Annotated in this window: 10 protein-coding genes and 1 pseudogene; 3 read left to right on the top strand and 8 right to left on the bottom strand. The window is 37.8% G+C overall.

The features are described from left to right. The 4 genes from P9B04_RS05450 to P9B04_RS05465 all read right to left on the bottom strand — a co-directional run. Positions 1-214: hypothetical protein (locus P9B04_RS05450; RefSeq protein ID WP_342053989.1), on the bottom strand; the 214-nt coding region annotated here is incomplete at its 3' end. A gap of 30 nt (positions 215-244) precedes the next feature. Then, complete coding sequence (locus P9B04_RS05455) at positions 245-649, bottom strand: hypothetical protein (RefSeq protein WP_342053990.1); 405 nt, start codon at positions 647-649, stop codon at positions 245-247. Positions 650-2027: 1378 nt separating this feature from the next. Further along, positions 2028-2912: a class I SAM-dependent methyltransferase gene (locus P9B04_RS05460; protein WP_342053991.1), complete on the bottom strand. Its 885-nt coding sequence runs from the start codon at positions 2910-2912 to the stop codon at positions 2028-2030. Between the two features lie 398 nt (positions 2913-3310). Beyond that, positions 3311-4120, bottom strand: a complete 810-nt coding sequence (locus tag P9B04_RS05465; protein ID WP_342053992.1) for a pentapeptide repeat-containing protein — start codon at positions 4118-4120, stop codon at positions 3311-3313. A 167-nt stretch (positions 4121-4287) separates the two neighbouring features. On the opposite strand from P9B04_RS05465, the pseudogene P9B04_RS25115 reads away from it, so the two are divergent. Further along, positions 4288-4452, top strand: a pseudogene (locus P9B04_RS25115) (ISL3 family transposase); the annotation flags it as partial. Between the two features lie 55 nt (positions 4453-4507). On the opposite strand, the gene P9B04_RS05470 reads toward P9B04_RS25115, so the two are convergent. Together P9B04_RS05470 and P9B04_RS05475 are read right to left on the bottom strand one after the other, a co-directional pair. Beyond that, positions 4508-4834 carry a type II toxin-antitoxin system HicB family antitoxin gene (locus tag P9B04_RS05470; RefSeq protein ID WP_342053993.1) on the bottom strand — a complete coding sequence of 109 codons (327 nt, stop codon included), beginning with the start codon at positions 4832-4834 and terminating at the stop codon, positions 4508-4510. Then, the gene (locus P9B04_RS05475; protein WP_342053994.1) at positions 4827-5081 is read right to left on the bottom strand and encodes a toxin HicA; all 255 of its coding nucleotides are present in this window, start codon (positions 5079-5081) and stop codon (positions 4827-4829) included. The genes P9B04_RS05470 and P9B04_RS05475 overlap by 8 nt, the downstream gene beginning before the upstream one ends. 174 nt (positions 5082-5255) lie before the next feature. Here P9B04_RS05475 and P9B04_RS05480 point away from each other — a divergent pair, with 174 nt between their 5' ends. Both P9B04_RS05480 and P9B04_RS05485 read left to right on the top strand, forming a co-directional pair. Beyond that, entirely contained in the window at positions 5256-5954 is a 699-nt protein-coding gene (locus tag P9B04_RS05480; protein WP_342053995.1) for a hypothetical protein, read from the top strand. Positions 5955-6261: 307 nt separating this feature from the next. Then, positions 6262-6939 (top strand): hypothetical protein, encoded by a 678-nt coding sequence (locus P9B04_RS05485; protein ID WP_342053996.1) that lies wholly within the window; start codon positions 6262-6264, stop codon positions 6937-6939. Positions 6940-8158: 1219 nt separating this feature from the next. Here P9B04_RS05485 and P9B04_RS05490 read toward each other — a convergent pair. Next, complete coding sequence (locus P9B04_RS05490) at positions 8159-10711, bottom strand: hypothetical protein (protein ID WP_342053997.1); 2553 nt, start codon at positions 10709-10711, stop codon at positions 8159-8161. A 578-nt stretch (positions 10712-11289) separates the two neighbouring features. After that, on the bottom strand, positions 11290-11541 hold the full coding sequence (locus P9B04_RS05495; RefSeq protein ID WP_342053998.1) for a tetratricopeptide repeat protein: 252 nt from the start codon (positions 11539-11541) through the stop codon (positions 11290-11292). Between the last annotated feature and the right edge of the window lie 179 nt (positions 11542-11720).

Raw genomic sequence — 11720 nt, forward strand, 5'->3', positions numbered from 1 at the left:
TCCAAACAGATGCAAGAAAATAACCGGGAAACTCTTTCTTGGAAATCACCTTAGCACCTATTTCTGTAGAAGACTCAGGCGAAACCTGCTCCACACCTTGCTGTTCTGTCGTCTGGTGGATGACATAAATGGTGTTGCCGTCCCCTGAAACAATCGCGCTTCCTACGGCACTTTTTTCAATGTGAATACTACGGTTTAACGGCTGCTCACTCATCTACTCAAGGGTTCCATCATCTTCCAGAAGCTATAAGGCTAAACCCACTAAAGGTAGCAATTTATAACCATGCTTTCCTAACCATGCAACCGTTGCTTCGACGCGAGGTTGTAACTTATCCATTGCTTCTGCAAAGCTAGACAGATTTTTGGCATAACTTAAACCCGTTTCGAGAGTGGTGGCAATAATGTTTTTATCAGGTTTTGGTTTGCTTGCCTCTTCCTTTAGCTTCTGAGCAACCCCTGTGGCAATTGGATCATTCAAACTTGCCAGAATTTCATGCAAAGCCATTAGTTCAGCCTTAATATCAACCGTTTCGGACTGAGGTAAGGATGCCTGCTGAAATTCCACAGAAACAGTATTACTGTCACCTGTGACCATAGCACTACCCGTTACATTCCCACCAACCTGTATTGAGCGATCTTGATTAGACATCAGGAGGAAAATTAAAGTTACTTTTCTAAAACTCTACCTCAATCCTACTAAATTCCGAATCTCGTTGAAAAAAATAGGAGCAGACTTGAAAAGTTTGTCCAAACAATTCCACTTAATCCGCCTATCGTTGATTCAACGAGGGACAATTGCAGATTGCAGATTGCCGATTGAAGATTGACTCCTTTCAAACGCCGAAGGAGCAAGGAAAAAGTTAATTGTTGAGGGCAGATTTTCCCCTGCTCTCTATTTTTTTCAATCTCCAATCTGCAATCTCCACTCTCCAATCTTAAGCCGGTGCTTATGCTACAAAAAGTGACAAAATGTAGTGTTTTGTCGCCTAATCAACTACATTTTTGTAACACACAGCTAGTACAAATAGCCTAATTGGACAATTTGGGCTAACAATGTCCTATGAGTGCTGAGAGAGTGCCGAGAGAGTGAGTAGAGAGTGAGGTGACACCCCTATGACACTCCGTGACACCCCTATGAGTTGCATTTATTTCACTTTTGTCCAGATCGCTGAAACGCTTTCATAGTCTAGGTTTCAGCGATTTAATCTTTTTTTCTACTTTCAAAAGTCATGGAACTAACTAGCGACCTAGTAGCACTTGGCAAACGAAGTTTGCGTAAGTGCGCTTTCTCTTCGAGAAAGATATAACGAAGCTCGCTTATCGCTCGCTGTTTATTTTGTTTTTATAATGCTAATCTCTGCATTTATTAAACCATGAAACGGGAGCGACCTCAAGGTTAAGGTTAGGTTAAACCGCTTCGGACTGAACGAGTTAGAAAAATTTTTGATGCCGGTGCTGGCCAAAAATGATCATCAGCAAATGAAAATTATGAAGTAACCCCACCGTGTAGATCAGATCACTGACTAGGTGGTGAAGATCAATTTGATGAACTGATTTATAAAGCAAAGGAAAATTTGCCTGATTTAACTAGGGGATAACTTAAGAGATACATTAGTAAATGATCAATCCTAGTTCAATCAGTAGCGAATTTTAGGAAATATTGGCTACTTTGAGATTAGGGTTATGAGATGGAGAGTAATAATAGCCAATATTTCCGACCTTGCTTACAGTTACTGGAGAATGTACCGGTTCACCACTCGCCACTGTACCAACATCGACAGCCAATGGTGAGGGTGTTGACCCCCAATGATAAATTTCCTTATGTCTTACTACGTTGGAGGAAGGCCAGGGATATTTTTTAGCCATAATCCCCGTAATAATTAAGGGTGATTTTTTCTCTTAAACAGTCTTAAAGACTTAGGAAAATTGTAAGTAAAAAAGATAAACTAGAACCAATCATAGTAATCCGTGAAGTACCCCACCCTACTACGTTGAGGGTGGGGTACTTCACCAATGAAAGTTATTAATTATTCAGGTTTAACCCCAACACGAGTCCAAGTAGAATAGGCAAACTGATAAGCTTTGAGCTTGATAAAACCTGCTTCTGTGAGTAATTGATCTGGGTTGATTTTAAGCCATTGCTCTTTATAGGGTTCAAAGAAGCCTCTGTATGAATACAGGTCGCCAGGGAGCGAATCTGTTACCACTAACAGACCCCCTGGAGAGAGAATTCGCCAGCATTCTGCTAGAATTATTTGCTTAACTTCATCAGGGCATTCATGGAGAAGATAAGTCATATTAATTGCATCAACTGAATTATCTGGCAATTCAGTTTTTTCTACTAAACCATGTTTCCAACGGAGATTAGGAATCTCTTTGTGGTAACGGCGACCGACTACAATCATAAATGGAGAAGCTTCCCATGCCGTTACTGTAGCCTTCGGAAGACAGCGAGCAATAGCTGCGGCATCGTCTCCTATCCCCGCTCCCCAGTCTAAAATCTGACGAGCATCTTCGGGAAATAATTGGGCAATTTCCTCTCTTACTCCCAGGGACTTTCGCTCATGGGCATTTTCTAAAACCGCCTCCATTGCTACTCGATTGCCAACTGCGGCAATTTCCGACAACCACCCTCCCAAAACACTATGAAAAGGCTGAAGGTAGTATTGAGGATATTCTATTTGTTCAAAAGTTGCTAATTCTGATTCCCAGTCAATTTCTCCTAAATCTGGTGCTTCTTGAAACTGCATCCTTGTCATGACTCGCATCATGCCATCTTTGGGGGCGGAAGAATTTAATTCAGTTTGAATCTGTTTTCTCTGTTTGTCGGCAGCTAAAGTTTTCCAACGAGGATCGGGTTGTGCTCCTAAATCGGTCAGCACTTTATCAATGGCAGTTGCGGCAATTTCCATGATTTTCCTCTAAGTTTTAGTAAAAAGTGCCACTTTATTATAGGGACAAAAGTCAAGGATATCTGACCTCAATACTGTTCGGTTAAGGAAAATCCTCACCAAAACATCATTCTTAAACCTTAATTAGTTCGTGAATTTCGACCAGCTTGCCATCGCTAGAATCTCTTATGAATTTAAAATCAATCCGCACCGTCGAAGACGCGCCCAGCACCTCAAATCTTAAATGTACAATCTTGGGTCATTGTCAAACCCTCCATTCTCAGTATATAAGGAAACCTTATCATTTGAGTAGAATTACTCAGGAATTTAAAAGTGAAACGATAAGAAAAGCTAAACTCGATTGTCTACGATGACCAATTGATGAGGTTTGAAGGCTTCTACGTTATTAAACTAACCTCTTAAAAACTAGACTCCATTATGCCGCCAACTATGCCGCTAGTTGAGTTTCTTATTATTTCAACTTGTAATTCATTATTTTCTTTATCTTCTACAATCCATTGAAACTTATCCTTATCCAATTTTGCCCGTGTAAAAATTGCTTTTTCCCAATTTTTAGCTGATTTTAAATCTTTAATGTTTAAACATTTAGCTCTATATAAATAAGCTCCTTCTAAGTTAGTTCTTGTAAGATTAGCTTCTTTAAAATTAGCCTCTTTAAGATTAGCTATTTTGAGGTTAGCATCTCTAAGATCAGCCTCTTTGAGATTAGCTCTTAGAAGCACACTACCTGAGAGATCAACTTTTCTAAGATCAGCTTTTGTAAAGTCAGTTTTTCTGAGGTCAGCTGCTATTAATACAGATCCCCTAAGATTAGCTTTTTTAAAACTAGCTCCTATAAAATTAACTGCTATAAGATTAGCTATTTCAAGTTCAATTCCTCCAAGATTAGCTTTTTGAAAATCACAGAAAGCTAATCTTAATTTTGAGGTTTCATGATCATTATTTTTAAATTGTATTAGTTCAGTATCACGTAAAAATTTTAAAATAATACTCTTGTCCTGTTCTGGGTTAGATGTTAATCTTCTTAATACTGTTAAAGTTTTAAAACGAGCTACATTTCTAGCTTGATTATCTCCATCATCATTGCTTAATTTATAATCTAATAAAAGTTTTTCCATACTCTCTAAATAGTTTTCTAATATTTCATCTTGGTGATTTTTTTCATTAATTTCTAGTGTTTTATCAGAAATTCTCTTGGTTATAAACAAACGGTTCTACCGAACTTGTCATGTAGATTTCAAAAAAAAGACTCTAATTTAAAAAATCTAAAAAAACAAAATAATTAACCATAACTCTTCTCAGGATTGCTTTTAAGCATATTTTATGGTTAAATAAGTGTTGAAAAAAAGGTGATATTTAAAGTTAAGTTATACCAATGCCATCAAATTCCCAACTAAACTTAATGACAAATGTTCTTCAATTAGAAGGATTTGCTGTTATAGATTATCAGTTAATAGAGGGGATAGGAATAGTGTTATCCTTAGAGAAACTAGAGAAAGAATCAACTTGTATATACTGTGGTTCTGTAACTAGAAAACTACTTCTAACGATCATTGTCCCACAGAACCGTTGAAACCCTACTTTTGCCAGAAATTCTAAGAAGCTAGTTTATGACTTACATAGCGATTTAAGCTGACATTTTCTTCTGCTGCCTCTATAGCTAGTTTACGATGAAGCTCTGGTGGGATACGTACCTGAAATTTTCCACTGTAGCTTCTCTCGGCAATAGGTTCTGGAACTTTCTCCCCATTAGCTTCGAGATCAGCTACTATATCTTTTACCAAGTTTGTAATACCTTCAATGGCAGCATAACGATCTTCATCAAGATAGGACAAACTAGGATATTCAGCACATAATCCTACGAATTCAGAGTCCTCAACTGACCAAGTAACTCTATAGCTATAGTGATCGCAGTTAACCATCTTCCATTTCCTCAATTTTTTCGATGGCAGCTAAAACCTGCCTAACTTGATAAGGTTTGCCTTTTCCGTTTTTTTCTTGAATGTTGACACGCGGATCTCCAGGCCAGGGTGTTTTATAGATACAATGACTCGTCCCAAGCTGTCTGGGTTCTCCAAAATAATGATTACACACCTTTACTAAATCAGTAAATTTGACATTCTTTGGATTATTCCTTAAGCGTTCAACGAGTTTGTCAATTTGTGCCATACACTTTAATGGGATCTTAGTATCAATAATGATACTATGTCAAGCTGGGTTTCCCTAACTAAAATGAATAGATTATCAATCCCCTAGTCAATTACTTTTCTGGATTAATCCATTACTTAGTCACTGATTATTATAAAATACTAAGTAAGGCACTTTAGTAAAAGACTAATTATTATGGCAGTCCCAGAAGGCTTTAAGACCGTTACTTGTTATCTTCCCTCTGAGATAGCAGAACAATTAAAGACTTATTGTTTCAAGCATGAGATCACCCGAAAAAACAAACAAGGTGAATTATCCCCATCTTGGGGAACTGGCATTGTTGAAGCCTTAAAACTCTTCTTTAGCTCTGATAATGTACCTAGTCCTTTACCTGATAATGTACTAGAGAAAAAGATGGTAGAGCAGCTAGTTAAGGATTCCCTCGATAGTCTTTTATCTGGTAATTTATCTGATACATTACCATCAGAAGAGATGTTAAAGGAATTGATAGAAGAGTCTGTTACTAATCTCTTACCTAGTCTTTTATCTAGTCATGTACTAACAACTGACAGTCCTGTACTTAAAGAATTAAATTCTCGACTATCACAGCTAGAGGCAACTAGAAACGAACCTGAGAGCAAAGATAATCATGAAGTTACTCCAAGTTCTACTGATGAATTTGGGGAGATAACAGAGCCAATATCGGACAATGGGGAAACTCAACGTTTCACTGATAAAGAAGTACAGGCAATTTTAAAGCAGAAATATAACATCAGAACAACTCCCCAAACACTCAGCAAATGGAGACTCAGAGAAACAACCCCACGAGGACGCAATCAGATCATCTTTGACCTATTCAAACCCGATGGCGATCTCTGGATTCGGATACCCTAATCTTTATTGAATCTTTTAGGGATTGTTAAAAGCTGTTTGAGATGAATATTTGCGAATGAAGCAAAGCGAAATCAGCAAATATTTATTGAGAACAGCATCCAAGGGGTTTGGGGGAAGTATTCCCCCATATAAATAATATGAGCGAAAGCGCGAATTCGATAATCATTAAACTTTTAAGAAAAAATATAATTCTTAAATTAATAATAATAAATTATAATAATCGTTAATTATATCAGTTAATTCTAAAGAGTTAAGATTAAATTAAGGAAGATAATTTTATCTAAAAATAAAATTTGGTATTTTAAAGATGCAAACAGAAAAACAAGAAGTTTTATTGTCTTTATATGAAGATTATCGAGAACATGCACGTCATAGTGAATCAACTAGGGAAGGGATAAATAATTTTATATTGGCACTTTTAGCAGCTATTTTAACTGTTATTGTAGAATACAATAGGGAAGGATCAGATAAAATTTTTGGTTGTGAAGATAGATATTTAATACTTTTACTAATTATTATGAGTATTCTTGGACTTCTATCATTTGTTAGTTATACAGAACGCTATCACCGAAGTAAAATACGTGCAGCTTATATTAGGCATTATTTAGATGAATCATTATTCATTAATAAGAATAAAAACTATGATAATAAATCTATAAAAATAATTAAAAAAAATGCTGATAAAGAACATTATAATCATTTAGTTAATGTCTTTACTTTAGGCTCTATTAAAGAAAACAATGCTGAATTAAAGACATCTTTTAGTTTAATTAAGAGCTTACATCACATAATTTCTTTATTATTTTTAATCGTAATACTTATTTGTGGTCTTATACTAATGGGAATAAGTATGTTTAATTGTGGTTTTTCAAAAGCAATTGAATTTTGCCTAATACTACTATTAGTAGTAGTTTGTAGTATTTTACTTATCAAATTACTTATTTTTATTATTAAGCGTAATTTCAACAATTCCAATGCTAATTAAAAAAACGGGATGCTTTCTATTTATTTAAAAGACCTATTATTATATATTAGACATCTCCAGAAATTAAATTCTAATCTCGATATATAAGGGTTTCAGGTTAATTATTGGAGATGTCTATTAGCTGAATAGCAAGAGATTTTATGGATTACTTTAATTAGTTCTACTATACATTAATATAGACAAGTGTATAGATAAAAAACCATTAGCAGAGTCCTTACAACAATCAAATGAACAAATAATACCAAATCCGGTTCTAAAACCCATCTTATCTTCTAGAAGAGGCAGGAGGCAGGGGGCAGGAGGCAGAAGGGTTTTCAGCTTTTAGGCTGTAAATTTTAAAAGGGGGTATATAAAGCGGATTTGGTATAACTAATGCAGAATCGCCACGTCTCCTGAATGTAAGTCCAACTACAGTTTCTAGATGACAATTCTATTTTCATTTTTATCAAAGTAATATCTTTATATGAATGAGGGGCTCTAGATGTAGGGAAGTTTGATTCTGTTCATCTTTGAAAAAAGAGTGGTGGCCACCATAAAAGTCCTTTTTATTATTGAACAATTTCAATTTGCTGTATCCGTGAGAGAGTGGGAAGAAAATGATTGATTGTTCACCGACATGGCCGGACCAAAATTTACACTGTGGAAGAACGGAAGATATGAGCGATTTTTTTTCGTCAAAACCATCTTTCGATTTCCTTTATCTTACAGTAATTTTGTTCTAGGTCATCAAAGGTCGTCAAAGGTTGTCACTCAAGTCAGGGTCTTCCTCAGAAATTGACGAAATAACTGGCTATCAAGAGCAGTCTCTATTAAAGCAGAGATAATCATTGTTAATCTTTAAAAATAATGTTTTAAACTGATTTAAGCTCTTAAATCGCTATCGGTATTTTCAAAGATACCATCATTACAATACGACCTTTGATGACCTTTGACGAAAAATGCCCTGAAAAAATCTCTAAACTGTCCGTACAAAGCTCGGTAATTAGAGTTAGGAATTAGCCAAAAATGTAGGGTAGAGCCAGCAGGTTCTTTGTAATACAGTTGTCTCTTCCTAATAACTCGACTTGCTGCTGGTTGGGGGGTATTTCCCCCCAATCCCCCCTATTTTACCATTTAATATTTCCTTTAACTTTTTTCAGAGCAAAGGTGCGAGTGATGACAGTCCCTTTCAAAACTTTTTTCAACTACAACTCGTACTATAAATTTAAGTCCCTCCCAGTTAATCAAAATTGGATGTATTAGAAATTGGGTAAAGCTCTCTGGCCTTCCTCCAACGCAGTAGGACATAAGGAAATTTATCATCAGGAGTTAATACCCTCACCATTGGCTCTCGATGTTGGTACAGTGGCAAGTGATGAGTCGGTACATTCTCCACTAATCCACTGGCGATCGCTGTGGAATACCATTGGCTAAATTCGTCGGTTATTGCTGCGGTGGTATTAGAGAGGTATGGGGATGAGGATGGCTTGGGAGATGTTTGTGGGTCATTGGTAGCGGTGGTGGGCTTCCACTTCTGCTTGATGGCTTTGACTAGGAAACCAGCAGGGTTTTTAACTTGTCCCTGGCGTTTATGTTCGAGTAAGGCTTCTAGGGCGTTTAACACCACTTCGGACGAGTTAGATTTAATTAACCGCTCAATGGTGCGGTTAACTTCGATGCCATAATCGTCACACTTCTCAAGCAGCTTCTTCTTACTCAGTTTTCTGGGTTGGCCATTGGTCGATGATTCAGTATTAGTCGATGATGATGATTGATTATCATCATGGGATTGCCGATTGCCGATTGCCGATTTTAGATTGACTCCTGGTTGTTTGACAGAGGTTTGAGATTGATGATTATTGATTGATCTGCGATTAGTAGAAGACTGAGGAAAAGAGGTTGTAGATTGATTAATATCCGAAGGGGAAGACTGTGACTGCTTCAATCTGCAATCTCCACTCTCCAATCTACAATCTTCATTTAACTTGGCTATTTCTGCCATTAACTCGGCTTCTATCCGTTTGAGGCCGTGGGGAATAAATAAGCCGAGATTGAGAAAGCGTTGCTTAGTAGAGTGAAGCGAAGCAATGCGCTTGGCTAGGTGATCTGGAAGCTCAACTAATTGCAGATTGCAGAGGGCAGATTGGTGATTGTTGGGGGCAGATTGTTGAGGGCAGATTTTCTCCTGCTTGTTTGACAGGGGCTTGTTTTTTCCAATCTCCAATCTGCAATCTCCATTCTCCAATTTTCGGTCATTGGGTAATTCTCCAAGTTGAACCGGTGCGGAGGGGAGGGGGGGGTCAGTAGGAGGCGTAGATGGTTCGTTTGTTGTTGGGTTAATTTTTGATTTTTTTTGTGGGAAAGCTTCAAGCTCTCCAAATACTTCATATAGGGGGCTAAATGATACATCTCCGCTCTGGCTATCGGGTTCACCCTGTTTGACTGGAGGGGCGGTTTGGGCTTGAGGGGGTTGATTTGGGGGGTCGGGAGGGGATGTGGTTTCGCTCTGGGGAGGGGTTTGTATCGTTGCTTCTGTTGCTCTATGTTTGGGATGCCATAGCACTAGGTATTTTTTCTGCCCTAATGTTCGTATGGAAAATCCTATGCCATATTTTTCTTTGGCTGTTTTTATGATCACTTCCCTTAAGAGGCCGATTTGTTGGGGTAACTCTCCATTGGCTTCTAAGTGGGCTACTGTTTCCGTTATCCTCTTCTCTATGTCTAATGTTCTTTGGTTACTGCTGTTTCTATTGTAGGTTTGATTATAGTTGCTGCTCCGGTTCGGGAAGTTACAGTATTTTAGGTAATATTCGTTTCTTTCTGTGTAATAACAAACCTCTTCGACTCTCTTATCTATCTCATGTTGGTGCCTACACCATTCCCTATATCCTGGGGCGTTTATGACTGCATCCTTTACTGCTTCTCTTAGTTTGGCTCCTACACATTGTTGAAATACTATACAATAAGCTACGAATTTTGGTAGTAGGTAGTTGGTTTGGTGATACCCTGTCCATCCAATGCTTACTATTTGTTTTAGGGCTTTTTCCCATTCTTGGGCTTTTCTACTTTTGCCGTCCTTTTTCCAGCTTTTTTTCCCTTTATATTCTTCATAAGCTAGGTCTAATTGGCTGCTAAATGTTTCTATGTCTTGTCCCTCTGCTGCCCAGTCCATCTGGTCTAGGAAGTCTTCTACACTATCGCTGATGATGTTTAAGTCATCATCTAGTAGGTATGACCCGCTATTTGGTTGTAGGGGCAGACGTACCCCATTATAGTTGCTTTTTTCGCCTTTTTTGGCGTATCTCTTGGGGTTGGGAAATACTTCTAGTTGTCCTGATTTTATTTCTAGTCCTGCTGCTTCTAGGGTGGTTTTGACTAAACAGGCTGTTTTGAAGGTGGGTAAGGGTTCCGGTAGGGGGAATATTAGGTGTATGCCTTCACTATCACTTGATTGAATACAAACTTGACGGCATAACCCGATGCTTTCTAAGGCTCCCTTTATGGTTTTTATGGCTTGGGGATCTTTACTAGGATGACAGATGCCCTTTGTATCTAGGTCTATGGTTATGTGTTTCGTGGTTGACCCGAACCTTAATCCGATTATTTGATGGGTATCTTGGTGTTTATCCCATATTTCTCTGGGACTTATGGGATATTCGTTGATGGTTGTCCATGTTCCTTCTTCTTTCTTTATGAAGTCCCATGCGTGGTTATAGTATTGAGTCAATCGCTGTCCGGTGACAGTATCAGGGGTTAAGTGTTGATAATTGTGTTTTTCGTTGGTTTCCTTCATCTTTGGATCTCGCAAGGAGTGAAATTAGCGAGTAACCCATTGAGAAGGGGGAAAGTGCTATCTTATCTGGCTTTTAGCCGATTAACTAACTTGGTATCGTGATGGAAAGTTGGTGAAAGTTGGTGAAAAGTTGGTGATTAATTGTACGAAATTAGTTAGGATAAAGATGGCAACCCCCTTCATCGACACCTACAGTTAATGCGTGGCTCAATACGAATCAAACTGTTTGGTGTAATTAGGGTTGCTTCCAAGCTTTTAAAACTTCGGCTAACTATCTAGGGCTTTTACACCGTTTCAAGTTTGTCAAAGCTCAAGAGCTTTAGTAGTGGTTGCGTTGTCTGGGAAATATTCTAGCAAAGATGTAGACATTTTCCCTTAACTCTAAAGATACAGAAAGATCGGGGAAAGATCCAGCCACGATACGTGATGGTTGCGTTCAAGATCATCTACGCAGCCTAAAAGCCTTGTCAGTAGTGGCTTAATAGAAGGTGAAGAAAATTGTCATTCTGACCATCTGAGAGAATTCCACACAATCAGGCGATCTTGGAATCCACTAAAAATAACATCACAATTTATCTCTAGTTTGATTCTGATTCTTTTTTTAATTTATCAAGTTCTTCTGAAGTAAAGGGGTTTTGATTGTTTTCTAGATCATTAATCCAAGATTGCCTACGTTCTTCGGCTTCTCTATTATTAGTCCCCTGGATAAACGCCTGAAAATCCTCAATGGCTCCTTTATTATCCCCAGTTAATGCTCTAACTAGGCCACGACTATCTTTGATATTAAGATCATTGGGAGCAAGGGTTTCTGCATTGTTACAGGCTGCCATAACCTTTTTAGCATAGCCGTAGAGACTACCAAACCGACAAAGAGTATTCCATTGATTGGCTGTTAGGTGTTCAGCAACAATATCAGTCGATTTTTGTACTTTTTCGTAAAGCCGAATGGTTTCCTCCAGAAATGTTGAATGTTAGAAAAAAGCCTGGAAAAAATCTGTTTAAAATGATA

This window comes from Crocosphaera sp. Alani8 (genome assembly GCF_038442745.1).
Taxonomy (GTDB): Bacteria; Cyanobacteriota; Cyanobacteriia; order Cyanobacteriales; family Microcystaceae; genus Crocosphaera.

Coding starts and splice junctions, on each gene's coding strand:
- P9B04_RS05480 (WP_342053995.1), top strand. CDS start 5,256: ATGGCAGTCCCAGAAGGCTTTAAGACCGTTACTTGTTATCTTCCCTCT.
- P9B04_RS05455 (WP_342053990.1), bottom strand. CDS start 649: ATGTCTAATCAAGATCGCTCAATACAGGTTGGTGGGAATGTAACGGGT.
- P9B04_RS05460 (WP_342053991.1), bottom strand. CDS start 2,912: ATGGAAATTGCCGCAACTGCCATTGATAAAGTGCTGACCGATTTAGGA.
- P9B04_RS05470 (WP_342053993.1), bottom strand. CDS start 4,834: ATGGTTAACTGCGATCACTATAGCTATAGAGTTACTTGGTCAGTTGAG.
- P9B04_RS05475 (WP_342053994.1), bottom strand. CDS start 5,081: ATGGCACAAATTGACAAACTCGTTGAACGCTTAAGGAATAATCCAAAG.
- P9B04_RS05485 (WP_342053996.1), top strand. CDS start 6,262: ATGCAAACAGAAAAACAAGAAGTTTTATTGTCTTTATATGAAGATTAT.
- P9B04_RS05490 (WP_342053997.1), bottom strand. CDS start 10,711: ATGAAGGAAACCAACGAAAAACACAATTATCAACACTTAACCCCTGAT.
- P9B04_RS05495 (WP_342053998.1), bottom strand. CDS start 11,541: ATGGCAGCCTGTAACAATGCAGAAACCCTTGCTCCCAATGATCTTAAT.